The organism is Pantoea sp. SS70 (assembly GCF_029866845.1).
In the GTDB taxonomy this organism is placed as follows: Bacteria; Pseudomonadota; Gammaproteobacteria; order Enterobacterales; family Enterobacteriaceae; genus Pantoea; species Pantoea leporis.
Map to the genome: position 1 here is coordinate 3,243,576 of NZ_CP117199.1, position 25,014 is coordinate 3,268,589.

Annotated in this window: 18 protein-coding genes; 3 read left to right on the top strand and 15 right to left on the bottom strand. The window is 56.4% G+C overall.

The genetic code is table 11. The annotated features are described in order from the left end of the window. Nucleotides 1–135: 135 nt before the first annotated feature. Genes PO881_RS15030 through cysJ form a run of 3 tightly spaced genes read right to left on the bottom strand, consistent with a single transcriptional unit; the run spans nt 136 to nt 4,393 of the window. Nucleotides 136–870, bottom strand: coding sequence for a phosphoadenylyl-sulfate reductase (locus PO881_RS15030; protein WP_192236506.1), 735 nt, complete (start codon nt 868–870; stop codon nt 136–138). Next, complete coding sequence (gene cysI / locus PO881_RS15035; RefSeq protein ID WP_280172010.1) at nt 867–2,591, bottom strand: assimilatory sulfite reductase (NADPH) hemoprotein subunit; 1,725 nt, start codon at nt 2,589–2,591, stop codon at nt 867–869. Before cysI ends, PO881_RS15030 begins: the two co-directional genes overlap by 4 nt. After that, complete coding sequence (cysJ, locus tag PO881_RS15040) at nt 2,591–4,393, bottom strand: NADPH-dependent assimilatory sulfite reductase flavoprotein subunit (protein ID WP_280172011.1); 1,803 nt, start codon at nt 4,391–4,393, stop codon at nt 2,591–2,593. Before cysJ ends, cysI begins: the two co-directional genes overlap by 1 nt. A 297-nt stretch (nt 4,394–4,690) precedes the next feature. On the opposite strand from cysJ, the gene queD reads away from it, so the two are divergent. Further along, nucleotides 4,691–5,050 (top strand): 6-carboxytetrahydropterin synthase QueD, encoded by a 360-nt coding sequence (queD, locus tag PO881_RS15045; protein ID WP_167391191.1) that lies wholly within the window; start codon nt 4,691–4,693, stop codon nt 5,048–5,050. 54 nt (nt 5,051–5,104) lie between these two features. Here queD and queE read toward each other — a convergent pair whose 3' ends face one another. The 6 genes from queE to rlmD form a co-directional block, all read right to left on the bottom strand. Then, nucleotides 5,105–5,776, bottom strand: a complete 672-nt coding sequence (gene queE, locus PO881_RS15050) for a 7-carboxy-7-deazaguanine synthase QueE (protein ID WP_110868307.1) — start codon at nt 5,774–5,776, stop codon at nt 5,105–5,107. 149 nt (nt 5,777–5,925) lie between these two features. After that, nucleotides 5,926–7,224: a phosphopyruvate hydratase gene (gene eno, locus PO881_RS15055; RefSeq protein WP_101762594.1), complete on the bottom strand. Its 1,299-nt coding sequence runs from the start codon at nt 7,222–7,224 to the stop codon at nt 5,926–5,928. A gap of 75 nt (nt 7,225–7,299) precedes the next feature. Next, nucleotides 7,300–8,937, bottom strand: coding sequence for a CTP synthase (glutamine hydrolyzing) (gene pyrG / locus PO881_RS15060; RefSeq protein ID WP_007891723.1), 1,638 nt, complete (start codon nt 8,935–8,937; stop codon nt 7,300–7,302). Between the two features lie 241 nt (nt 8,938–9,178). After that, nucleotides 9,179–9,970, bottom strand: a complete 792-nt coding sequence (gene mazG, locus PO881_RS15065; RefSeq protein ID WP_280172012.1) for a nucleoside triphosphate pyrophosphohydrolase — start codon at nt 9,968–9,970, stop codon at nt 9,179–9,181. Nucleotides 9,971–10,082: 112 nt separating this feature from the next. Further along, nucleotides 10,083–12,314: a GTP diphosphokinase gene (gene relA, locus PO881_RS15070; protein WP_101762592.1), complete on the bottom strand. Its 2,232-nt coding sequence runs from the start codon at nt 12,312–12,314 to the stop codon at nt 10,083–10,085. Between the two features lie 32 nt (nt 12,315–12,346). Beyond that, nucleotides 12,347–13,663: a 23S rRNA (uracil(1939)-C(5))-methyltransferase RlmD gene (rlmD, locus tag PO881_RS15075; protein WP_277974012.1), complete on the bottom strand. Its 1,317-nt coding sequence runs from the start codon at nt 13,661–13,663 to the stop codon at nt 12,347–12,349. Nucleotides 13,664–13,753: 90 nt separating this feature from the next. On the opposite strand from rlmD, the gene barA reads away from it, so the two are divergent. Together barA and PO881_RS15085 are read left to right on the top strand one after the other, a co-directional pair. Then, nucleotides 13,754–16,483 carry a two-component sensor histidine kinase BarA gene (gene barA / locus PO881_RS15080; protein ID WP_192412002.1) on the top strand — a complete coding sequence of 910 codons (2,730 nt, stop codon included), beginning with the start codon at nt 13,754–13,756 and terminating at the stop codon, nt 16,481–16,483. Nucleotides 16,484–16,689: 206 nt separating this feature from the next. Next, nucleotides 16,690–17,844 carry an IS481 family transposase gene (locus PO881_RS15085; RefSeq protein WP_222233525.1) on the top strand — a complete coding sequence of 385 codons (1,155 nt, stop codon included), beginning with the start codon at nt 16,690–16,692 and terminating at the stop codon, nt 17,842–17,844. A gap of 74 nt (nt 17,845–17,918) precedes the next feature. On the opposite strand, the gene PO881_RS15090 is transcribed toward PO881_RS15085, so the two are convergent. From PO881_RS15090 to PO881_RS15115, 6 genes are all read right to left on the bottom strand, one after another. Then, on the bottom strand, nt 17,919–19,058 hold the full coding sequence (locus PO881_RS15090; RefSeq protein ID WP_192412003.1) for a glycerate kinase: 1,140 nt from the start codon (nt 19,056–19,058) through the stop codon (nt 17,919–17,921). A gap of 84 nt (nt 19,059–19,142) precedes the next feature. Beyond that, complete coding sequence (gene garR / locus PO881_RS15095) at nt 19,143–20,027, bottom strand: 2-hydroxy-3-oxopropionate reductase (RefSeq protein ID WP_064738030.1); 885 nt, start codon at nt 20,025–20,027, stop codon at nt 19,143–19,145. A gap of 19 nt (nt 20,028–20,046) precedes the next feature. After that, entirely contained in the window at nt 20,047–20,814 is a 768-nt protein-coding gene (garL, locus tag PO881_RS15100) for a 2-dehydro-3-deoxyglucarate aldolase (RefSeq protein ID WP_101762587.1), read from the bottom strand. A 52-nt stretch (nt 20,815–20,866) separates the two neighbouring features. After that, nucleotides 20,867–22,198 carry a glucarate dehydratase gene (gudD, locus tag PO881_RS15105; protein WP_192412005.1) on the bottom strand — a complete coding sequence of 444 codons (1,332 nt, stop codon included), beginning with the start codon at nt 22,196–22,198 and terminating at the stop codon, nt 20,867–20,869. A 16-nt stretch (nt 22,199–22,214) separates the two neighbouring features. Continuing rightward, nucleotides 22,215–23,555, bottom strand: coding sequence for an enolase C-terminal domain-like protein (locus tag PO881_RS15110; protein ID WP_280172013.1), 1,341 nt, complete (start codon nt 23,553–23,555; stop codon nt 22,215–22,217). 9 nt (nt 23,556–23,564) lie between these two features. Then, nucleotides 23,565–24,911: an MFS transporter gene (locus PO881_RS15115; protein WP_101762584.1), complete on the bottom strand. Its 1,347-nt coding sequence runs from the start codon at nt 24,909–24,911 to the stop codon at nt 23,565–23,567. Between the last annotated feature and the right edge of the window lie 103 nt (nt 24,912–25,014).

The window sequence follows — 25,014 nt, forward strand, 5'->3', positions numbered from 1 at the left end:
CATTCATGGGGGAGGACCGAGGAGGGGGAAAGCGAGCACCAACTGGCAGCATCTTCCTCCCCCATTTATGGGGGAGGACAGAGGAGGGGGAAAGCGAGCACAAACCAAAGACGGGGGACAACGAGCACCTACCAATCAACCTTCATGCAACCCGCACTCGCGCTTCAGGCCGAAGAAGCGTGTCTCTTCCTCTGCCATGCCCGGTTCCCACTTTTTGGTGGTATGCGTATCGCCCACTGACAGATAACCTTCATCCCACAGCGGATGGTATTTCAATCCGTGTTGGGTCAGATACTGATGCACCTGACGGTTATCCCAATCAATGATCGGCAGAATCTTGAACACGCCGCGCTGCACCGCCAGCACCGGCAAACTGGCGCGACTGCCAGACTGATCGCGGCGCAGGCCAGCAAACCAGGTTTGCGCGCCCAGCGTTTCCAGCGCGCGGTTCATCGGTTCCACTTTGTTGATCTGGTTATACTGCTCAATCCCTTCGACGCCCTGCTCCCACAGTTTGCCGTAACGCGCTTCCTGCCATGCCGCTGAGGTCTCCGCACTGAAGATTTGCAGGTTGAGATTGAGCTTGTCGGTCAGCTCATCAATAAAGCGGTAAGTTTCCGGGAACAGATAACCGGTATCGGTCAGGATCACCGGAATGTCCGGCTTCTGCTGCGTCACCATATGCAGCAAAACCGCCGCCTGAATACCAAAGCTGGATGACAGCACAAATGCGCCTGGCAGCTGTTCTAATGCCCAGCCCACGCGTTGTTCAGCGGAGAGTTTCTCCAGCTGCACGTTGCTTTCCGCCAGCGCCATGATGCGGTCAACTTTTGATGAACCATTCAGTGCTGCGAGATCGAGTACCGTCATACTGCCTCCGAGTCCCAGAAATCACGGGCGGGATCAACCACGGCTTTAATAATGCCGGTGCGAATCACGAAGTCGCCGAAGCCTTCGTTGGCCTGACGCTCGGTTGCCCAGCGCGCCACCAGCTCATCAATGCTGGCGAGGATTTCACCTTCGTTGATGTTCTCGCGGTACATACGCGGAATGCGCGTACCTTCACGGTTGCCGCCAATGTGTAAGTTGTAACGGCCAGGCGCTTTGCCCACCAGACCTAACTCCGCCAGCAAAGCACGGCCACAACCATTTGGGCAACCGGTAACGCGTAACACTATGTGCTCTTCGCCGACACCATGCTTATGCATGATCTCTTCCACTTTGGTCACGAACGACGGCAGGAAGCGCTCGGCTTCGGCCATCGCCAGCGGACAGGTCGGGAACGCCACACACGCCATCGAGTTCTCACGCTGCGGCGTGACCGCTTCCATCAAACCGTTTTCACGGGCGATGGCTTCGATCTGCGCTTTTTGCTTCTCCGGCACGCCAGCCACAATCAGGTTCTGGTTAGCCGTCAGACGGAAATCGCCCTGATGGATTTTGGCAATTTCGGCGATGCCGCGCTTCAGCGGACGGCCAGGATAATCCAGCAGACGGCCGTTCTCAATGAACAGCGTCAGGTGCCATTTCTCATCGATGCCTTTCACCCAGCCAACGCGATCGCCGCGCGAGGTGAACGCATACGGACGAATCGGTTCGAAGGTCAGACCGGCACGCTTTTCCACTTCCGCTTTGAAGGTTTCAACACCGACGCGTTCCAGCGTGTATTTGGTCTTGGCATTTTTACGATCGGTACGATTCCCCCAGTCGCGCTGCGTGGTGACCACCGCAGCCGCCACGTCGAGGATCTTCTCGACCGGCAGAAAGCCGAATTCGCTTGCGGTGCGCGCATACGTTGCTTTGTTGCCGTGATCAATCGACAAGCCACCGCCCACCAGCAGGTTAAAGCCAATCAGCTTGCCCTGCTCGGCGATGGCGATGAAGTTCAGGTCATTGGCGTGCAGATCGACATCGTTATGCGGCGGCACCACCACCGTGGTTTTGAATTTACGCGGCAGATAGGTTTCGCCAAGAATCGGCTCTTTATCGGTGGTGGCGACCTTCTCTTTGTCCCACCAGATTTCCGCGTAAGCGCGGGTTTGCGGCAGCAGATGCTCTGACAGCTTTTTCGCCCACTCGTACGCTTCCTGATGCAGCTCTGATTCCACCGGATTCGAGGTGCACAGCACGTTACGGTTCACGTCGTTGGCGGTCGCCAGCGCATCCAGCCCGACTTCGTGCAGCATCTGGTGCGTCGGCTTGACGTTCTTCTTCAGAATGCCGTGAAACTGGAAGGTCTGGCGGTTGGTCAACCGGATGCTGCCATAAATGGTTTTATCGGTGGCGAATTTGTCAATCGCCAGCCACTGCGTTGGCGTGATGATGCCGCCCGGCAGACGGCAACGCAGCATCATAGCGTGACGCGGTTCGAGTTTCTGCGCTACACGCTCGGCACGAATGTCGCGGTCATCCTGCTGGTACATACCGTGGAAACGGATCAGCAGGAAGTTGTCGCCAGTGAAGCCGCCGGTCAGGCCATCGTCGAGATCGTCGAGGATGGTGCCGCGCAGGTAGTTGCTCTGTTTTTTCAGACGCTCAGCGTCGACCAGCTTGCCTTCAACGACCAGCGGTCCAGGATGTTTTTCGCTCATTAGTAAACGTCTCGCTGATAACGGCGCTCAATGCGCAGCTCACTTAAAAATTCGTCAGCCGTTTCACGATCCATGCCGCCGTGTTCGACCACCACATCCAGTAATGCCTGCTCAACGTCTTTCGCCATACGATTGGCGTCGCCGCAGACGTAAAGGTGTGCGCCTTCCTGTAACCAGCTCCACACCTCCGCACCTTTGGCGCGGATTTTATCTTGTACGTAAACCTTCTCGGCCTGATCGCGCGACCATGCCAGATCAATATGGGTCAGCAGGCCATCTTTGACATACTTCTGCCACTCCACCTGATAGAGGAAATCATCGGTGAAATGCGGGTTACCGAAGAACAGCCAGTTTTTACCGCCTGCGCCATCGTTATCGCGCTGCTGCATAAAGGCGCGGAACGGCGCGATGCCGGTGCCCGGACCAATCATGATCACTGGCGTTTCCGGGTTAGCCGGTAAACGGAAGTTATCGTTGTGCTCGATGAAGACGCGAATTTCGCCTTCTTCCTCAATACGATCCGCCAACCAGGTTGAGGCGCCGCCGCCGCGCTGACGACCGTCGATTTCAAAGCGCACCGCACCTACGGTGATGTGCACTTCGGTTTCGTTCTCCGCCTGCGATGAGGCGATGGAGTAGAGGCGCGGCGTCAGCGGACGCAGCAGGCCGGTTAATTGTTCGGCATTCAGTTCGGTCGGTGCCTGACGCACCATATCGACAATCGGGAAGCTCTGCGCATAACTCTGCAGCTTCGGCTTATCACCGGCCAGCGCCAGCAGCGCGTCATTGCGGGACAGCGTGGCATACTGTTCGACGATTTGTGGCGTGTTGACCGTCAGTTCGAAATGGGTTTTCAGCGCCTCGGCCAGCGGCAGGGTTTTGCCCTGCACGTCGACCTGCTCGTCACCTTTCAGCCACACCAGCTGCAGCAGTTCCTGCACCAGCTCGTCATCGTTTTCAAACCACACGCCGAGTGCGTCGCCCGGCTGATAGCGCAGGCCAGAATCGCCAAGGTCGATCTCAATGTGACGCACATCTTTATCCGAATCGCGTCCGGTGATCTTCTGGTTGGCCGCCAGGCTGGCCACCAGCGGCTCTTCTTTGGTGTACGGGCTGCTGTCGACCAGATTAACGCTGCCCGCCGCGGTGATGGCGGCCTGTGCTGGCGATTCGCTCGGCACACGCGCTTTCAGAATCTCGGTGATCTGCTGACGCCAGGCGTTCGCCTGCTCTTTGTATTCAACATCGGCATCCACACGATCCAGCAGACGTTCTGCACCCAGCTCAGCCAGACGTTCATCAAAGTCTTTACCGGCTTTGCTGAAAAACTCATAAGAGGTATCGCCGAGACCGAACACCGCAAACGCTGTGCCTGCGAACTTCGGCGCTTTCTTCGACAGCAGGAATTTATGCAGCGCCACGGCCTCTTCCGGCGGCTCGCCCTCGCCTTGCGTGGAAGTCACCACCACCAGCAGCTTTTCCTGACCGATCTGCTTGAATTTATAATCGCCGGCGTTAACCAGATTGACGCTCAGCTTGGCAGCCAGCAGGTCATCACGCAGTTGCTCAGCCAGGCGACGCGCGTTACCGGTCTGCGAGGCGGAGATCAGCGTAATGGTCGGGGTTTCTGTTTGCACAGGCGCTGGCGCGGCAGCCGCACCCGGCGTCTGATTGACCATGCCCCAGAAATAGCCGGAGAGCCAGGCCATCTGAGTGGTGTTGAAATCCGTGGTCGCCGCCTGTAAGCGCGCGAGTTGCTCCGGTGATAACGGAAGCAGTGAACCTGGTGCCTGAGTCGTCATTGCGTTAAAAATTCCAGTGTCAGAAGTCCGGATCAATATGTTGCGAAAGAGTGCGTAGGTTACCGGGCTGTATATTAACGATTAAATACGCCTTCGACATATTAAATAACCAAAATGACTAAGTGGTTTTTCGGGTAAAGTTAACCAGCAAAAGTGGTAAATGAAGGCGATATGATTCAATGAGTTAATTAGGCGTTTTGCTGTCGGCATGGCGCAAAATGCCCTTTTCTTTGCCAGCGGGTGCGAAAAATCTGCAATTCAGGTAGACTTCAGCGGTTTTTAAGTCTGAGAGCCATTATGTCTACCACGTTATTTAAAGAGTTCCAGTTTGAATCTGCCCACCGCTTACCTCACGTGCCGGAAGGCCATAAATGTGGGCGTTTGCACGGCCATTCATTCCTGGTTCGATTAGAAATTACCGGCGAAGTGGATGCGCATACCGGTTGGGTGATGGATTTTGCCGAACTGAAGGCGAAGTTTAAGCCGCTGTATGAACGCCTCGATCATCACTATCTGAATGACATTCCGGGTCTGGAGAATCCTACCAGTGAAGTGCTGGCGAAATGGATTTGGGATCAGATGAAGCCGATTCTGCCGGAATTGAGTGCGGTAATGATTAAAGAGACCTGCACCGCTGGCTGCGTTTATCGCGGTTGAGGTCAGTGAAGCCGTAACCGTGAGTGAGGTCGCCATGCATGGCGACCTTAGAACTCAGGCAATATTCAGGTATTTGTGCGTCTGCATCGAAAGCCGCCAGTTGCGGGCGATACAGGTTTCAATACAGAGTTTCGTTGCCGCATCACCACGGCTGATCGGTTGCAGTGCCACAATGCGCTTTTTATCGTCGTGTAATCCTGCCAGCAACGCATCTAACGCTTCCACATCACGCTCACGCGCCACCGGATGTTTAATCTCATCTGCACGCTGCAGTGCCTGCGGCAAAACATCATAGCCACCGCGCATGTTCACCTTGGGTGAAACCGTCACCCATGTTGCGTCGGAACACTGCACGTCGTGCGTGCCGCTGGTTTCGATCTGGCAGGCAAAACCCGCCGCTTCTAATTGTTCCGTCAAAGGGCGCAGATCAAAAATCGCCGGTTCGCCGCCGGTGATCACCACATGACGTGCGGTCCAGCCCTGACGTTGGATGGTGTCGATCAACATGGCCGCATCGGCGCTGCCCCACGCATCGCTTTCCACGGTTTTGACCAGAATATCACCCAGCGAGGTCTCCCGATCCGCCCGCTTTTCCCAGGTATGTTTGGTATCACACCAGCTACAGCCCACCGGACATCCTTGTAAGCGGATGAACAGCGCCGGAACACCGGTGTAAAAACCTTCGCCCTGCAGCGTCTGGAACATTTCGTTAATCGGGTAGAACATTATTTACTCACGTCTAAAATTTGAGGCGCAGATTATGGCAGATCTTATGCGCCAGGTCACAGTTGCTTCGTGCCAAATAAAAGCAAAAGCCCCGCACAAGGCGGGGCTTCATTCAGACGATGCTGCCCGCAGGCAGCATACTCAGGCGATTACGCCTGGCCTTTAACTTCTTTCAGACCGTTGAACGGTGCTTTGCTGCCCAGCGCTTCTTCGATACGAATCAGCTGGTTGTACTTAGCAACACGGTCAGAACGGCTCATAGAACCGGTTTTGATCTGGCCAGCCGCCGTACCTACCGCCAGGTCAGCGATGGTTGCATCTTCGGTTTCACCTGAACGGTGTGAAATCACCGCGGTATAACCCGCATCTTTCGCCATCTTGATTGCAGCCAGAGTTTCGGTCAGTGAACCGATCTGGTTGAATTTGATCAGGATGGAGTTAGCGATGCCTTTATCGATACCTTCTTTCAGGATCTTGGTGTTGGTTACGAACAGATCGTCACCCACCAGCTGGATTTTGTCGCCCAGCACTTTGGTCTGGTAGGCGAAACCAGTCCAGTCAGATTCATCCAGACCGTCTTCGATAGAAACGATTGGGTACTGTTTGGTCAGGTCTTCCAGGAAGTGGGTGAACTCTTCTGAAGAGAAGGCTTTGTTGCCTTCGCCAGCCAGCACATATTTGCCGTCTTTGTAGAATTCAGATGCTGCGCAGTCCATCGCCAGGGTGATGTCTTTGCCCAGTTCGTAGCCTGCTGCTTTTACCGCTTCAGCGATAACAGCCAGCGCTTCGGCGTTAGAACCCAGGTTTGGCGCGTAGCCACCTTCGTCACCAACTGCAGTGCTCATGCCTTTAGACTTCAGCACTTTCGCCAGGTGATGGAAGACTTCAGAACCCATGCGGATCGCTTCTTTCAGGGTTGGCGCGCCAACCGGCTGAATCATGAATTCCTGGATGTCGACGTTGTTGTCGGCGTGCTCACCACCGTTGATGATGTTCATCATTGGCAGCGGCATAGAGTATTTGCCTGGGGTGCCGTTCAGTTCAGCGATGTGTGCGTACAGCGGCAGGCCTTTAGAGGCAGCAGCAGCTTTAGCAGCAGCCAGTGAAACCGCCAGAATGGCGTTAGCACCGAAGTTAGATTTGTTCTCAGTACCGTCCAGCTCGATCATGATCTTATCGATGTTCGCCTGGTCTTTGGCATCTTTACCGGTTACCGCGTTAGCGATTGGACCGTTAACAGCCGCAACCGCTTTGGTTACGCCTTTGCCCAGGAAACGAGATTTGTCACCGTCACGCAGCTCCAGAGCTTCGCGAGAACCGGTTGATGCACCTGATGGCGCAGCAGCCAGACCAACGAAACCGCCTTCCAGATGCACTTCTGCTTCTACAGTTGGGTTGCCACGGGAGTCGATGATTTCGCGACCGATGACTTTTACGATTTTGGACATTCGATTTTCCTCAGTACAAGTTAGTCAATCCTAAGACAAACAACGCGCGAAAAGTTCGCGCGTTGTTCGTGAAACTTACTTCGCTAAACGCTTCTGGTGTTCCTGCGCGGCTTTCACAAAGCCAGCGAACAGCGGATGACCATCGCGTGGGGTCGACGTGAATTCCGGGTGGAACTGACAGGCAACAAACCACGGGTGGTTCGGGATCTCAATGATCTCAACCAGCTGATCGTCGCCAGAACGACCGGCAATATGCAGACCCGCCGCTTCAATCGGCTTCAGCAACATATTGTTTACTTCGTAACGATGACGGTGGCGTTCGGTAATGATTTCAGAACCGTACAACTGACGCACTTTGCTTTCCGGCGTCAACTGGCACTGCTGGCTGCCCAGACGCATGGTGCCGCCCAGATCGCTCTGCTCAGTACGCTGTTCAACGTTGCCCTCTTCGTCACGCCATTCGGTGATAAGCGCAACCACCGGATACTTACAGTCTGGCACAAATTCCGTAGAGTTCGCGCCTTCCATACCGGCAACGTTGCGGGCGAATTCCATCAGCGCAACCTGCATGCCCAGGCAAATTCCCAGGTAAGGCACGTTGTTCTCACGGGCGTATTGCGCCGTCATCATTTTGCCTTCCACACCGCGGTAGCCGAAGCCGCCAGGGATCAGAATAGCATCCAGATCTTTCAGTAATTCGACACCGCGCGTTTCAACATCCTGCGAGTCGATCAATTTGATATTCACGGTAACGCGATTTTTCAGGCCACCGTGTTTCAAGGCCTCAATCACTGACTTGTACGCATCCGGCAGTTCGACATATTTGCCGACCATACCGATGGTCACTTCGCCGCCCGGATTGGCTTCTTCGTAAATAACCTGTTCCCATTCGGCCAGGTTCGCTTCCGGCGCGTTCAGATTGAAACGCTTGCAGATGTAATCATCCAGACCTTGCGATTTCAGCATGCCTGGAATCTTGTAGATGGAATCCACATCTTTCAGGGAAATAACCGCTTTTTCTGGCACGTTACAGAACAGCGCGATTTTAGCGCGTTCGTTCGCTGGCACCGCGCGGTCAGAACGGCAGATCAGCACGTCTGGCTGAATCCCGATCGACAGCAGCTCTTTCACTGAATGCTGGGTTGGCTTGGTTTTCACTTCGCCTGCGGCCGCCATATACGGCACCAGCGTCAGGTGCATGTACATGGTGTGTTCACGACCGACATCGACTGCCATCTGGCGAATCGCTTCGAGGAACGGCAGAGATTCGATATCACCCACGGTACCGCCGATCTCGACCAGAACCACGTCATGACCTTCGCCGCCTTCAATAATGCGTTCTTTGATGGCGTTGGTGATGTGTGGAATAACCTGAATCGTGGCGCCCAGATAGTCACCGCGACGCTCTTTGCGCAGCACTTCTGAGTAGATACGACCGGTAGTAAAGTTGTTACGGCGCGACATTTTAGTGCGGATGAAGCGCTCGTAGTGACCTAAATCCAGATCGGTTTCGGCCCCATCATCGGTAACAAATACTTCACCGTGCTGCGTTGGGCTCATGGTACCCGGATCGACGTTGATGTACGGATCGAGTTTCATGATGGTCACATTAAGACCACGTGCTTCAAGGATGGCTGCGAGGGAGGCTGCGGCAATGCCTTTGCCCAGAGAGGAAACAACCCCGCCGGTCACAAAAATATAATTCGTTGTCATGCTGAACCTGAGAGTTTAGGTTTAAAGACGGTGGAATAACCAAGACGGGAAAATAGTATACTTGAAGTCGTCTTAAGCCACAATTGATGAATCACACCATCGTCCTCCACAGGTAAGCCGGTAACATAGCGGATAGCATGGTGCGAAATGTTGATGTACGTCACAAAGTCGCCGCAAGGCTGAATCGAGTAAGCTCAAGCGGCGAATTTATGCGCAGCGCTGGAATAATCGCCAGATTCGCTTACTGTTTGTTCTCGCTCACTTTCACCTGCTGCCAGGCGGCTTCCATTTGGTCCAGGGTCGCATCGCTCATGGCTAACCCTTGTGAGGCGATGATGGCTTCAACTTCACGGAAGCGGCGCTCAAATTTATCATTGGCTTTCTGCAATGCGATTTCCGCTTTGCTGCCTAGATGGCGCGACAAATTGACGGTCGCGAACAGCAAATCACCGATTTCCTCTTCCAGCCTGGCGTTATCCACCACCGCTTGCTGCGCTTCGTGCATCACCTCATCGATCTCTTCATGCACTTTATCCAGCACCGGGCCGAGATTGTTCCAGTCGAAGCCCACCGAGCTGCAACGCTTCTGAATTTTGTGCGCGCGCATCAATGCCGGCAGCGCTTTAGGAATGTCGTCCAGCGCCGAGTGCTGCGATTTTTCTGCGCGTTCGCTGTGCTTGATGGCTTCCCAGTTTTTCAGCACTTCTTCGCTGGTTGCAGCCTGAACATCGCCAAAAATGTGCGGATGACGACGCTCAAGTTTGTCGCTGATGGCGTTACAGATGTCATCGAAATTAAAGCGCTGCTGCTCATCGGCCATCTGCGCGTAGAACACCACCTGAAACAGCAGATCGCCAAGTTCACCGCGCAGATCGGCAAAATCTTCACGCTGGATGGCATCGATCACTTCGTAGGTTTCTTCCAGCGTGTAAGGCGCGATCGAGGCGAAGGTTTGCTGACGATCCCACGGGCAGCCGCGCTCCGGGTCGCGCAAGGTTTGCATGATGGTGAGCAGGCGATTTAAGGGCGTCATGAAAGGATCCTTTGGGAAAATTTTGGGAGAGACTGCGCCGGTTACACATACGGCAGCGTCTCCTTCCCCCGCGAACGGGGGAAGGTCGGGATGGGGGACAAACGGCTCTGAATCAATGCAAACGGCGCGCGTCGATAATATCCGGCACCTGATTAAGGCGCGCCAGCACGCGGCCAAGCACTTGCTGGTTATAGATCTCAATATCCATATCAATGGTCGCCAGCTGCTTTTTGGTGTCACTGCGGCTGGAGACGCCGAGCACATTGACCTTCTCGTTAGCCAGAATGGTGGTGATATCGCGTAGCAGGCCGCTACGATCGTTGGCGGTAACGCGTACCACCAGCGAATAACCGCTGGAGTAATCCTCGCCCCACACCGCATCAACGATACGTTCCGGTGCGTGCGAAATCAGCTCGGTTAACTGGTCGCAGTCGGCGCGGTGAATCGAGATGCCGCGCCCCTGGGTGATAAAGCCCACGATATCGTCGCCTGGAATTGGCTGGCAGCAGCGGGCGATGTGGTGCAGCAGATTGCCCACGCCTTCCACCACCACGCGACCGCTCTCTTTACGCGCGGACGGCGCATGTGACTTCTGCGTCAGCAGGCGCAGCGCCTCGCGATCTTCCTCTTCGGCGCTCGGCTTGTTGAGCTTGCCCTGCAGGAAATTCACCATCTGATTGAGGCGAATATCGCCGCCGCCAATCATCGCCAGCAGCTCATCCTGCGAACTGACGTTATAGCGCGGCAGCAGCAGTTTTTCCGCTTCGCGCATGCTGATATCCATCTGATTTAGCTCGCTTTCGAGGATCTGACGGCCAGCAATGATATTTTTGTCACGATCCTGTTTGCGGAACCAGGCATGAATTTTCGAGCGTCCGCGGCTGGTGGTGATATAGCCGAGGTTCGGGTTCAGCCAGTCGCGGCTTGGGTTTGGCTGCTTCTGGGTGATCACTTCAATCTGATCGCCCATCTGCAACTGATAGGTAAACGGCACGATGCGGCCGCTGATTTTGGCGCCAATGCAGCGGTGGCCGATATCGCTGTGAATGTGGTAGGCGAAGTCGAGCGGCGTTGATCCCGCCGGCAGATCGACCACGTCACCTTTCGGGGTAAACACATACACACGGTCGTCGAATACCTGGCTGCGCACCTCTTCCAGCATTTCGCCGGAATCAGCCATCTCTTCCTGCCAGCTAATCAGCTTACGCAGCCAGGCGATGCGCCCTTCATGTCCCGCCGCGCCGCGCGCGTTGCTGGAGGTTGGACCTTCTTTGTACTTCCAGTGTGCGGCGACGCCCAGCTCGGCATCTTCATGCATCTGGCGCGTACGAATCTGGATTTCCACCGTTTTGCCCTGCGGACCCAGCACCACGGTATGAATCGATTGATAGCCGTTAGGCTTGGGATTGGCAACGTAGTCGTCAAACTCACTCGGCAGATGGCGAAAAAGCGTATGCACCGTACCAAGCGCGCCGTAGCAATCCTGCAGCCGTTCCGCCACGATACGCACCGCGCGCACGTCAAACAGCTCATCGAACGCTAACGACTTCTTCTGCATCTTGCGCCAGATGCTGTAGATGTGTTTCGGACGGCCATACACTTCAGCACGCACGCCCTCTTTCTGCATCTCGGCGCGCAGATTGGCAACGAAGCTTTCAATGTAGCCTTCGCGGTCAATACGGCGTTCATGCAGCAGCTTAGCAATGCGTTTGTATTCATCGGGATGCAGATAGCGGAAGCAGTAATCTTCCAGCTCCCATTTGAGCTGGCCGATACCCAAGCGGTTGGCCAGCGGCGCGTAGATATTGGTGCTCTCTTTCGCCGCGAGCACGCGCTCATCTTCTGGCGCGTCTTTCATTTCACGCAGATGGGCGATACGTTCTGCCAGCTTGATAACCACGCAGCGAAAATCTTCCACCATCGCCAGCAGCATGCGGCGCACGTTATCCACCTGCTCGGAGGCCATCGAATCGTTGTGAATCGCTTTCAGCTGGCGAATGGCATCCATGTCGCGCACGCCGTGCACCAACATCACAATCTCTTTGCCAAAGGCTTTTTCGAGATCCTCTTCGCTCACCACATCGGCGTTGGCGAGCGGGAACAGCAGCGCCGCGCGCAGGCTGTCAATGTCCATGCTGAGCATGGTGAGAATTTCCACCATCTCAATACCGCGCCACAGCAGCAGAGCTTGATCAGGATGGTTGTGCGTTTCGGCTTCACAGTAGCGCCACGCATCCGCCAGTCGCTGACAGGATTGCGGATTGTTGATACTCAAACTGGCGATCCACTGGTCGAGGGCAAATTCGCCCGCCGTATTTAAATGCGCACTTCTAACCGCAACCATATCCTCTCCTGCCACAGCGATGTGGACATCGCTTATGCTTTGCTAAACAGCACCATGGATTCGAGATGACTGGTATGGGGAAACATATCCAGCATCGCGACCCTTTCCAAATGGTAGCCCGCTGACAGCAATGTCTGACTGTCACGCGCCAGCGTTGTAGGGTTACAGGAAACATAGACCACACGTTGCGGCGCAAGTTTAACCACATGCGCCATTACGCCCGCGGCCCCAGCACGCGCTGGATCCAGTAACACCTTGTTAAATCCCTGCGTCGCCCACGGCTGACGCGATACATCTTCCTCCAGGTTATGCTGGAAAAAGCGAACATTCTTGAGATTAGTCTGCTCAGCATTATACGCTGCCTGCTGCACTAATGCTGCAACGCCCTCCACACCTACAACATTTTGTACGAACTTTCCTAATGGCAAGGTAAAGTTTCCCATGCCGCAGAACAAATCCAACACACGATCCTCTGGCTGCAAATCCAGCCATTGAATGGCTTTGGCGACCATCTGCTGATTCACACCATCGTTGACCTGAATAAAATTCTGCGGGCTAAAGGATAGTGGCAAATTCAACGAGTGATAAAAAGGTTCGCGCGCATTCAGCGCCAGCAAACTTTCACTGCCATCAGCCAGATAGAGCGACAGTTGCTGCTCATGCGAAAAGCGTTCCAGTTTTGCGCGATCGCCTGCAGATAATGCATCAAGATGACGCAGTACCATCAGCGGGCCATTATCCGCCAGCACCAATTCTACGTGGCCTAACCGTTTAACTGCCTGTAAATCGCTGAGGCACTGGTGCAGCGGCTGCAGCAACGCTTCAAGTTCGGGCACCAAAACCGGGCATTGCTTCAGTTCAACCAGATCGTTGCTGGCGGCCTGACGGAACCCCATTTGCAAACGCTGCTGTTTTGGCTGCCACTGCAATCCTAAACGCGCCCGGCGACGGTAGCCCCACGCGCTGCCGCTGATGATCTCATCGACCTTCACCGGCAGCGGCGCTTCGCGGCTTAACATGCGGCTCAAGGCGCGCGCTTTACTCTCCTGCTGCAAAGCCACCGAGGCATGTTGCTGCTGGCAGCCGCCGCACACGCCAAAATGGACGCAGCGCGGTGTTTCCCGCTGTGGACTGGGATTAATGATCTTGTTGGCTTTGGCGCGTGCGTATTTGCTTTTATCCTCGAACACCGTCACTTCCGCCTGTTCACCGGGCAGCGCGCCGCTAACAAACATCGCCTTGCCTTTATGGCGCGCAACACCTTGTCCGAAAGGATCGAGGTCTTCAATGGTGACGGATATGCGAGCCTTCGTCGTCACACGCTGTTTTGCGGAGTAAAATTGCGCCATAGTATTGTGAAATCTCTACGTTAATTGGGTGTGCAGCCACCAACCGTGCTCGCACAGGGAAAAAATGCCAGGAGTCGCCAGGCCACAATTATGACCAAATACAGCCTGCGGGCGCGAATGATGATTTTGATACTGGCGCCAACGCTGATGATTGGTCTGCTGCTCAGTACCTTCTTTGTGGTGCACCGCTACAACGAATTACAGCATCAGGTGCACGACGCGGGAGCGAACATCATCGAACCGCTGGCGGTCTCCAGTGAATACGGCATGACGTGGCACAACCGCGATGCGATTCGCGAGTTAGTCAGTCTGCTGCATCGCCGCCACTCCGATATTGTCCGTGCCATCACCATTTTCGACAACAACAATCACGTCTACGTCACCTCGAATAACAATCAGAATCTGGCGCTGCTGCAAAAAGAGGACATCTCCACGCTGGAAGATGGCGTCTCGGTGGAGCGGCAAGGCACAATTATGATTCTGCGCACGCCGATTATCTCTGAACGCTATTCGGTGGATGAGCTGCCGGGCGAAGATGCCAAACCAGCCGGGAATCCGCTGGGTTATGTGGCGATCGAACTGGATCTGCAATCAGTGCGGCTGGAGCAGTACAAAGAAGTATTTGTCGCCACGCTGCTGCTGCTGTTCTGCCTGTGCATCGCCATGCTGTTTGCCTATCGCCTGATGCGCGACGTCACCGGTCCCATTCGCAATATGGTTACCACCGTGGACCGCATTCGTCGTGGCCAGCTGGACAGCCGCGTCGATGGCTACATGCTGGGCGAGCTGAGCATTCTGAAAAACGGCATCAACGCCATGGCGATGTCGCTCACCGCCTATCACGAAGAGATGCAGCAAAACATCGATCAGGCGACTTACGATCTGCGTGAAACGCTGGAGCAACTGGAGATTCAGAACGTGGAGCTGGATCTGGCGAAGAAGCGCGCGCAGGAAGCGGCGCGCATCAAATCGGAATTCCTCGCCAACATGTCGCATGAGCTGCGTACGCCGCTGAACGGCGTAATTGGCTTTACCCGTCAGATGCTAAAAACCGGGCTGAGCACCAACCAGCGCGACTACATGAGCACCATCGAGCGTTCGGCGAATAACCTGCTGAGCATCATTAATGACGTGCTCGATTTCTCGAAACTGGAAGCCGGCAAGCTGGTGCTGGAGTCGATCCCGTTCCCGCTGCGCGCCACGCTGGATGAAACCCTGGTGCTGCTGGCGCCGTCCGCCCATGACAAAGGGCTGGAAATTACCGTGTGCCTGGAAAAACAGGTGCCGGATAATGTGATTGGCGATCCGCTGCGCCTGCAGCAGATCATGATTAACCTGATTGGTAACGCGATCAAGTTCACCGAGCACGGTCATATCGATTTGCGCGTTGAGCTGCGCAGCATCAACACTACGCGCGTCGAGCTGGAGATTCAGGTGCATGACACCGGCATCGGTATCTCTGAACAGCAGCAGTCGCAGCTATTCCAGGCGTTTCGTCAGGCCGATGCCAGCATTACGCGCCGTCATGGCGGCACCGGTTTAGGGTTGGTGATTACGCAGAAACTGGTGAGCGAAATGGGCGGCGAAATTGCCTTCCACAGCCGTCCGAATCAGGGTTCAACCTTCTGGGTGCATATTCATCTCGATCTCAATCCCAATGCGCCAGCCATTCCGCGCATGTTGGACGATTTGCGCGCCACACCGCTGGCGTATATCGAGCCACATCCAGCGGTGGCGAAAGCGGTGCAGGAGATGCTAAGCATCACGCCGCTGCAGGTGCAGCACTTCTCCAGCCTGGAAGAGATGCCCGAGACGCACTTCCCGCTGCTGCTGATGGGTTTGCCGGTCACCGAGCCGCATCCTGCGACGTTGCCGGATGCATTGATTAAACGTCTGCATGCGCGTGCCGACTCGGTGCTGCTGGCGCTGCCGAGTGAAATGATGCTGTTTGCCGATGACTTACGGGCGCGCGGCATTGCCGGGTGTATCGCCAAACCGGTTTCGTTGACGCGCTTGCTGCCGATGCTGCTGGACTTACATGACTGGCAAAGCGATGCGCTGCCGCGCGGCGCACGTCAGCCGCTGACGGTAATGGCGGTGGATGACAATCCCGCCAACCTGAAACTGATTGGCGCACTGCTGGAGGAGCAGGTGCAGCACATCATTCTGTGTGATAACGCCGAGCAGGCGATTCGTCAGGCGCGCCTGCACAAGCTGGACGTGATTCTAATGGACATTCAGATGCCGGATATCGATGGCATCCGCGCTAGCGAAATCATCCGCAGCCTGCCGCTGCACGCCACCACACCGATTGTCGCCGTTACTGCGCATGCGCTGGATGGCGAACGTGCGCAGCTCATCAACGCTGGCATGAATGACTATCTGGCGAAGCCGATTGATGAGGATAAACTCAGCCAACTGCTGCAGCGTTACGCGCCGAACCGGGTCATGCCACTGCCGCAACAGCCGCACGTGGCGCCGTCGCTGGACTGGACGCTGGCGCTACGTCAGGCCGCCAATAAACCCGATTTAGCCCGCGATTTGCTGCAAATGCTGCTCGATTTCCTGCCGGAAGTGGAAGAGCGCGTAGAGAGTGCAATGGCGAGTAATGATGTGGTGGGATTGCGCGAGATTATCCACAAGCTGCACGGCAGCGCCAGCTACAGCGGCGTGCCGCGCCTGAAGCAGCTGTGTCAGCAGCTGGAGAAGAGTTTGCATCAGGAGAGCGATATCGACGCGCTGGAGCCGGAGCTGCTGGAGTTGAGCGATGAGATGGCGAACGTGGCGCGTGAAGCGAGGAAGTTATTGGCGTTGGGTTAGTGCGGTGCGGTTTTCCCCTCACCCCAGCCCTCTCCCGCAAGCGGGCGAGGGAGTTGCCCTGAGCATGCTGAAGTTACGTGCAAACTTATTCCATCTCTCCGATCGGTTCCCTCCCCCTCTGGGAGAGGATGTACAGTCCGGGGACATTGTGAACACTTGTTCGGGGACATGGTAGACACTTACAACTAAGGCATAAGAACCCGTTTATGGAGTCGCTTATGTCCTGGGATGCGAGAGATACCATGTCATTACGTAAAGAGTTTGTTCTGTTCGCCTCGCAAGACGGGGCGAACATCCGCGCACTCTGCCGTCACTACGGCATTTCTTCCGCCACTGCCTACAAGTGGCTTCGCCGCTGGGCTGAAGAGGGAGAATCCGGTCTTGAGGACCGCCCCTGCATACCCCATCACTCTCCCAACCGCTCGTCTGACGACATCACTGACCTGCTTCGTATGGCGCATGAACTTCATCAGCACTGGGGCGCGCGCAAGATAAAGCGCTGGCTCGAAGACCGCGGACACCGCATGCCCGCCTTCAGCACCGTCCACAGCCTGATGGCCCGCCACGACCTGCTGCCGGGCTCAGCTCCGGGTGTCCCGGCCACGGGCCGGTTTGAACATGCGGCCCCGAACCAGCTCTGGCAGATGGATTTCAAGGGGCATTTTCCCTTTGGCGGCGGCCGCTGCCACCCGCTTACCCTCCTTGACGATCACTCCCGCTTCTCGCTTTGCCTCGTACACTGCGCTGATGAGCGGCGTGAGACGGTGCAGAAGCAGCTGGTCAGAGTCTTTGAACGTTACGGCCTGCCGGACCGGATGACGATGGATAACGGTTCACCGTGGGGCGACACTACCGGGACCTGGACGGCCGTCGAGCTGTGGCTTATGCGACAGGGTATCCGGGTGGGGCACTCCCGGCCTTATCATCCGCAGACGCAGGGCAAGCTGGAGCGCTTTCACCGCAGCCTGAAGGCTGAAGTGCTGCAGGGGAAGTGGTTCGCGGACGACGGTGAGCTGCAGCGCGCCTTCGATCACTGGCGGACGGTTTATAACCTTGAACGCCCGCATGAGGCGCTGGATATGGCGGTGCCGGCGTCGCGCTATCAGCCATCGGCTCGGCAGTACAGCGCCAGCGTAACGTCAGCGGAATACGACGAGGGCGTGATGGTCAGGAAGGTAGATATCAGTGGGAAGCTGACTATAAAAGGCCTGAGTCTGAAGGCAGGCAAGGCGTTCAGGGGAGAGCACGTTGGCCTGAAGGAGATGCAGGAAGACGGGTGCTACGAGGTATGGTGGTACAGCACAAAAGTGGGGGTGATCGACCTGAAGAAAAAGTCGATCACCATGGGTAAAGGATGTTAAAAAGTGTTCACCATGTCCCCGAACACCTGTCTACCATGTCCCCGGACTGTACAGAGGATTAGGGTGAGGGAAAACTATCTCCCTTTCCCCAGCTTTATCACCGCCGCCACATTGCGCGCCGTCAGGCGCACGTTCTGCGCCGCGTTGGCCAGCGCGTCATCCAATGAGCAGATGCTAAACAGCACGCTGAACACCGCATCCAGCCCATGTTGGTGCACCACGCCGACATCCGCGGTTAAACTTCCGGCAATGCCAATCACCGGTTTATCAAACTGCTTCGCGACCTTTGCCACACCAATCGGCACCTTGCCGTTAATGCTTTGACTATCAATGCGCCCTTCGCCGGTAATCACCAGATCGGCATCTTTCACCTGCTCGGCCAGGCCCAAGGCTTCAGTGACAATCTCAATGCCGCTGCGTAACTCGGCCTGACAAAACGCATGCAGCGCCGCGCCCATGCCGCCCGCCGCGCCGCCGCCATCAATGTGTAAAACATCAATATCCAGATCGCGATGAATCAGGGTGGCGTAATGTTCCAGTGCTTTGTCCAGCTGCTGCACCAGTTCCGGCGTCGCACCTTTCTGCGGACCGAAGATCGCCGAAGCGCCCTTATCACCGGTGAGCGGATTGCTGACATCGCAGGCGACTTCAAAGCGACACTGCTTAATACGCGCATCCAGCTGTTCGATATCGATGCGCGCCAGCTGCGGTAATGCGCCGCCGCCATAGGCGATTTGCTTGCCGTGCTCATCCAGCAGTTGTGCGCCCAGCGCTTGCATCATGCCGGAACCGCCATCATTGGTGGCGCTGCCGCCAATGCCGATAATGAAGTGATCGACACCGCGATCGAGCGCATCTTTGATCAGCTCGCCGGTGCCGAACGAGGTGGTAATCAGCGGATCGCGCTGTGCCGCGGGCACTAACTCCAGCCCGCTGGCTGCCGCCATTTCGATAAATGCGGTACGCTCATCACCTGACAAACCGTAGAACGCCTCCACTGGCTTGCCGAGCGGTCCAGTAACCGTCAGCCGGACAATGTTTCCCTGCGTTGCCGCCACCATCGCTTCAACCGTGCCTTCACCACCGTCGGCAACCGGTATTTTCACGTACTCAGCTTCGGGAAAGATCTCGCGGAATCCCGCTTCAATCGCCGAAGCCACTTCCAGGGCGGATAAACTCTCTTTATATGAATCCGGTGCGATGACAATTTTCATAGGCAATCCAGCGCGGTTGATGACGGACATCCGTCCTGCGAAGGCAGCGAGCCGCCCGACATCCGTAGACGCCGGACGATTGCACTACCGGGTGATCTCAACTTTCGCTAATTTTTCATAATAGCAGGCTAGCGCGCTATGGTCGGAAGTGCCCTGTCCATCCACTTTCAGCGCCTGCATCATCTCCATCACTGCGGCAGTCAGCGGCAGATGCGCACCGATCTCGTGCGAGGTATCCAGCGCATTGGCCAGATCTTTGATATGCAGATCGATGCGGAAGCCCGGTTTGAAGTTACGATCCAGCACCATCGGCGCTTTGGCATCCAGCACGGTGCTGCCTGCCAGACCACCACGAATCGCCTGATAAACCAGCTCAGGATTAACGCCCGCTTTGGTCGCCAGCGACAGCGCTTCTGACATCGCCGCGATGTTAAGCGCCACAATCACCTGATTTGCCAGCTTAGTCACATTCCCCGCGCCAATGTCACCGGTGTGGACCACCGAACCCGCCATCGCTTTCATGATGTCGTAGCACTGATCAAACACCGCTTTATCGCCGCCCACCATCACCGACAGCGTGCCTTCAATCGCTTTCGGCTCGCCGCCGCTGACTGGCGCATCGAGCATTTTGATGCCTTTCGCCGCCAGCGCATCATGCACTTCGCGGCTGGCCAACGGCGCAATGGAACTCATGTCGATAACGATCAGGCCCGGCTTCGCGCCTTCGATGATGCCGTTAGCACCGAGGCACACCTCTTTAACCTGTGGCGAGTTCGGTACCATGGTGATCAACACATCCACCTGTTCAGCCACCTCTTTTGGCGTCTTGGCTACGGTGGCGCCCAGCTCCACCAGCTCTGCTTCGTTACTAACATTATGGTCGCGCACCACCAGCGAATAACCGGCTTTCACCAGGTTTTTACTCATCGGTTTGCCCATGATGCCGAGGCCGATAAATCCAATTTTCATTGCCTTTCCTCTCAGTCAGTTATTTTTTAAATTTGTCACACAGCGCCTGCGTGGCGTTACGGAACACACCCAGATCGCTGCCTACCGCCACAAAGCTGGCGCCCCACTCCAGATAGCGGCGCGCATCGGCTTCCACCGGCGCCAGAATGCCGCTCGGTTTCCCCGCCGCTTTGGCGCGTTCGAAGACGTGTTTAATCACTTTCAATACTTCGGGATGCGCAGGCTGGCCCAGATAGCCGAGCGCGGCCGAGAGATCTCCCGGCCCAACGAAGATGCCATCGACCCCCTCCACCGCGGCGATAGCATCGATGTTGTCCACCGCCTGTTGCGTTTCGATCTGCACCAGCACCGTGATGTTGTCGTTAATGGTGCTGTTGTAATCCGGCAGCGTGCCGTACATGTTGCTGCGGTGTGAAACCGACACACCGCGAATGCCCGCCGGTGGATAGCGAGTAGATGCCACCGCGCGAATCGCTTCTTCCTCGGTTTCCACAAATGGCACCAGGAAGTTGTAGAAGCCGATATCCAGCAAGCGCTTGATGATGATCGGTTCGTTGCACGGCGGACGCACCACCGGCGCGCTGTGGCTGCCCTTCAGTGCCATTAGCTGCGGCACAAAGGTGGTGATGTCATTCGGCGCGTGTTCGCCATCCAGCACCAGCCAGTCAAAGCCCGCCAGGCCCAGCACTTCAGTGGTAAGGGGATTAGCCAGCGCGCACCAGCTGCCAATCAGGGTTTCTCCTGCCAGCAAACGGCGACGAAAAGGGTTCGGCCAGGCATTGCTCATTGTCTTCACTCCTGTCGGTTACAGCAGGCTCCCGCGCGGGGAGCCGGAAAAGTTAGCGCACCAGGCACGGACGCTTGTTATCAAAGGTCCAGTTCGGTACGAGGAACTGCATGGCTTGCGCATCGTCGCGCGCGCCTAAACCGTGTTTCTGATACAGCGCGTTGGCTTGCATCACCTGATCCATATCCAGCTCGACGCCGAGACCCGGTTTTTGCGGCACCTGCACCATGCCGCCTTTAATCTGTAGCGGCTCTTTAGTCAGGCGCTGATTGCCTTCCTGCCAAATCCAATGCGTATCGATGGCGGTAATCGCACCCGGTGCGGCGGCGGCAACGTGGGTAAACATCGCCAGCGAGATGTCGAAGTGGTTGTTAGAGTGCGAGCCCCACGTCAGGCCGAAGTCGTGACACATCTGCGCCACGCGCACCGAACCCTGCATCGTCCAGAAGTGCGGATCGGCCAACGGGATATCGACCGACTGCAGCGACAGCGTGTGGCCCATTTGACGCCAGTCGGTGGCGATCATGTTGGTGGCGGTCGGCATGCCGGTGGCGCGGCGGAATTCCGCCATCACTTCGCGACCGGAATAGCCCTGCTCAGCGCCGCACGGATCTTCCGCATAGGCCAGCACACCTTTCAGCTGCTTACCGAGCAGAATCGCCTCGTTGAGCGACCAGGCGCCGTTAGGATCAAGCGTCACACGCGCCTGCGGGAAACGCTTCGCCAGCGCCGTCACCGCTTCGGCCTCTTCGCCACCGCGCAGCACGCCGCCTTTCAGTTTGAAATCGTTAAAGCCATATTTTTCATAGGCCGCTTCCGCCAGGCGCACCACCGTATCCGGCGTCAGCGCTTCTTCGTGGCGCAGGCGATACCAATCACATTTGTCATTTTCCTGGCTCTGATACGGCAGCGACGTTTTCTTGCGGTCGCCGACGTAGAACAGATAGCCGAGCATTTCTACCCGGTCGCGCTGCTGACCATCGCCAAGCAACGAGGCGACGTTCACGCCCAAATGCTGTCCCAGCAGATCGAGCAGCGCCGCTTCGATGCCAGTAACCACGTGAATGGTGGTACGCAAATCAAAGGTTTGGTTGCCGCGTCCGCTGGAATCGCGGTCGGCAAAGGTGCTGCGCACCAGGTTGAGGATGTTCTTGTATTCGCCAACGGTTTTCTGCACCACCAGCGCCGCCGCATCCTCCAGCGTCTGACGAATCTTTTCGCCGCCCGGAATCTCACCGACGCCGGTGTGTCCGGCATTGTCTTTAATGATGACAATGTTGCGGGTAAAGAACGGCGAATGCGCGCCACTCAGGTTAAGCAACATGCTGTCGTGACCGGCCACCGGAATGACCTGCAGCGATGTTATTTTCGGTGTCTGACTCATTTCCTGCTCCTTAAAATTAGCCGCGACCAAAGGCTGGACGCTTGCGGTCGAATGCCCAATTGGGAACCAGATACTGCATCGCGGTGGCGTCATTACGTGCGCCCGCCGGCAGTGATTTGTACAACGCGTTGGCCTGATGCAGGCGATCCCAATCCAGCTCGACGCCGAGGCCCGGCTTATCCGGCACGGCGATTTTGCCGTTGCGGATCTGCAGCGGCTCTTTGGTCAGGCGCTGATCGCCCTCCTGCCAAATCCAGTGCGTATCAATCGCGGTCGGTTTACCCGGCGCAGCAGCGCCAACGTGGGTGAACATCGCCAGTGAAATATCGAAGTGGTTATTGGAGTGACAGCCCCACGTCAGCCCCCAGTCATCACACAGCTGCGCCACGCGTACCGCGCCGCTCAGCGTCCAGAAGTGCGGATCGGCCAGCGGGATGTCGACGGAATTGAGCATCACCGCGTGGTTCATCTCGCGCCAGTTGGTGGCGATCATGTTGGTGGCGACCGGCAACCCCGTCGCACGGCGGAATTCGGCCATGACTTCGCGGCCGGAATAGCCCTGCTCGGCACCGCACGGATCTTCGGCGTAGGTCAGCACATCGCCCATGCCTTTACACAAGCGAATGGCTTCATCCAGCGTCCAGGCACCGTTGGGATCGACGGTGATGCGCGCATCGGGGAAGCGTTTTTTTAGCGCCACCGCCGACTCAATCTCCTGCTCGCCCGGCAGCACGCCGCCTTTGAGTTTGAAATCTTTGAAGCCATATTTGTCCTGCGCCGCTTCCGCCAGACGCACCACTGATTCCGGCGTCAACGCCTCCTGATGACGCAAGTGATACCAGTCGTGGCTGGCATTTTCGCCGGTCAGATACGGCAAATCGGTTTTGCGACGATCGCCGAGATAGAACAGATAGCCGAGCACCGTGACCTCATCGCGCTGCTGGCCCGGACCGAGCAGTTCCGCCACCGGCACGCCGAGACATTGGCCGAGTAAATCCAGTAGCGCCGCTTCCAGCGCGGCCACCGCATTGACGCGTAGCTCGAAGGTCCACGCGCCTTTGCCGAAGGTATCGAAATCCGCCGACTGATTGCCTTTGTGCACCTGCTGCACCAGACGATTCATGCGGGCAACCTGCTGACCTTTTACCTGCGGAATCGCCTCAACCAGCGTTTGGTAGATGGTTTCACCGCCCGGCGCTTCACCGACGCCGGTGTGTCCCGCGCTATCCGTGAGCACCACGATATTGCGGGTGAAGCAGGCGCTGTGCGCGCCACCGATGTTGAGCAGCATGCTGTCGTAACCGGCAACCGGAATCACCTGCATTTCGGTGATGACCGGCGTGCTTTGCGTAGTCATATTCCGTCCTTATGGCCTGGTTTTCAGTTCAACGCGTTTGATATCGCCGGCAATCACCAGGAAACTAAATGCGGCGACAAAGGCATGGATACCGACATAAATCAGCGCACCTTCGAAAGATCCGCTGGTGGCGATGATGTAACCGATAGCAATTGGCGTGACGATGCCGGAGAAGTTACCGAACATGTTGAACAGACCGCCGCTCAAACCGCTGATCTCTTTCGGGGCGGTATCTGCCATCACTGCCCAACCCAGCGCACCAATGCCTTTGCCGAAGAACGCCAGCGCCATGAAGAACACCACCACCCATTCCGTGTCAGTGTAGTTACACATCACCATTGAAATGGAGAGCAGCATACCGAGCACAATGGGCGTTTTACGTGCGATGTTCAGCGAACCGGTTTTACGCATCAGGTAATCAGAAATCACGCCGCCCAATACGCCGCCGAGGAAGCCACACACCGCAGGGATCGAAGCAATAAAGCCGGCCTTCAGAATCGACATGCCGCGCGCCTGCACCAGATACACCGGGAACCAGGTAATAAAGAAGTAGGTTAAGGCGTTGACGCAGTATTGGCCGAGATAGATGCCCAGCATCATGCGTGAGGTCAGCAGCTGTTTGATCTGGAACCACTTCTCGCTCCAGCTCACTTTGCGGTCATCCTTTTTGACGTCCATGTTGATCAGTGCGCCGCCCTGCTCCATGTACTCCAGCTCGGCTTTGTTGACGCCCGGATGATCGGTGGGATCGTGGATCACTTTCAGCCAGATAAAGCTGAGGATGATGCCCAATCCGCCCATGAACCAGAACACGTGCGCCCAGCCCACTTCGGAGACCAGCCAACCCATGATCGGCGCGAAGATTACCGTGGCGAAGTATTGCGCCGAGTTAAAGATTGCCACGGCGGTGCCGCGCTCCTGCGCCGGGAACCAGGCCGCAACAATGCGGCTGTTGCCGGGGAAGGATGGCGCTTCAGCCAGGCCGACCAGGAAGCGCAACAGGAACAGCGAAATGATAATGCCAAAACCGCTGAACAGATCGACGAAGCCTTGCAGCAAGGTAAACAGCGACCAGAGGAAGATGCTCCAGAAGTAGACGCGTTTTGAGCCGAAGCGGTCGAGCAGCCAGCCGCCCGGAATCTGCCCAATCACGTACGCCCAGGAAAAGGCGGAGAAGATATAGCCAAGGCCGACCGAATCAAGGCCGATCTCTTTGGACATCGCCGAACCGGCAATCGAAATGGTTGCGCGGTCACCGTAGTTGAACGAGGTGACGATAAATAACATCACCACAATCCAGTAACGGGCATTAGTGCGCTTTTGCACTGCTTCCGCTGTCTGGCTGAAACTATTCATGATGCACTCCTGAAATATAGCGAACGCTACATCCACTCTGACTGCATACACATCGCGTTGGGTATCAGAATGAAGTCGGGTTAAACACGGCGATTTTTATATT

Excerpts from the sequence above, each read along its gene's own strand:
- PO881_RS15030 (WP_192236506.1), bottom strand. The coding sequence starts at position 870 with ATGACGGTACTCGATCTCGCAGCACTGAATGGTTCATCAAAAGTTGAC.
- cysI (WP_280172010.1), bottom strand. The coding sequence starts at position 2,591 with ATGAGCGAAAAACATCCTGGACCGCTGGTCGTTGAAGGCAAGCTGGTC.
- cysJ (WP_280172011.1), bottom strand. The coding sequence starts at position 4,393 with ATGACGACTCAGGCACCAGGTTCACTGCTTCCGTTATCACCGGAGCAA.
- queD (WP_167391191.1), top strand. The coding sequence starts at position 4,691 with ATGTCTACCACGTTATTTAAAGAGTTCCAGTTTGAATCTGCCCACCGC.
- queE (WP_110868307.1), bottom strand. The coding sequence starts at position 5,776 with ATGTTCTACCCGATTAACGAAATGTTCCAGACGCTGCAGGGCGAAGGT.
- eno (WP_101762594.1), bottom strand. The coding sequence starts at position 7,224 with ATGTCCAAAATCGTAAAAGTCATCGGTCGCGAAATCATCGACTCCCGT.
- pyrG (WP_007891723.1), bottom strand. The coding sequence starts at position 8,937 with ATGACAACGAATTATATTTTTGTGACCGGCGGGGTTGTTTCCTCTCTG.
- mazG (WP_280172012.1), bottom strand. The coding sequence starts at position 9,970 with ATGACGCCCTTAAATCGCCTGCTCACCATCATGCAAACCTTGCGCGAC.
- relA (WP_101762592.1), bottom strand. The coding sequence starts at position 12,314 with ATGGTTGCGGTTAGAAGTGCGCATTTAAATACGGCGGGCGAATTTGCC.
- rlmD (WP_277974012.1), bottom strand. The coding sequence starts at position 13,663 with ATGGCGCAATTTTACTCCGCAAAACAGCGTGTGACGACGAAGGCTCGC.
- barA (WP_192412002.1), top strand. The coding sequence starts at position 13,754 with ATGACCAAATACAGCCTGCGGGCGCGAATGATGATTTTGATACTGGCG.
- PO881_RS15085 (WP_222233525.1), top strand. The coding sequence starts at position 16,690 with ATGGAGTCGCTTATGTCCTGGGATGCGAGAGATACCATGTCATTACGT.
- PO881_RS15090 (WP_192412003.1), bottom strand. The coding sequence starts at position 19,058 with ATGAAAATTGTCATCGCACCGGATTCATATAAAGAGAGTTTATCCGCC.
- garR (WP_064738030.1), bottom strand. The coding sequence starts at position 20,027 with ATGAAAATTGGATTTATCGGCCTCGGCATCATGGGCAAACCGATGAGT.
- garL (WP_101762587.1), bottom strand. The coding sequence starts at position 20,814 with ATGAGCAATGCCTGGCCGAACCCTTTTCGTCGCCGTTTGCTGGCAGGA.
- gudD (WP_192412005.1), bottom strand. The coding sequence starts at position 22,198 with ATGAGTCAGACACCGAAAATAACATCGCTGCAGGTCATTCCGGTGGCC.
- PO881_RS15110 (WP_280172013.1), bottom strand. The coding sequence starts at position 23,555 with ATGACTACGCAAAGCACGCCGGTCATCACCGAAATGCAGGTGATTCCG.
- PO881_RS15115 (WP_101762584.1), bottom strand. The coding sequence starts at position 24,911 with ATGAATAGTTTCAGCCAGACAGCGGAAGCAGTGCAAAAGCGCACTAAT.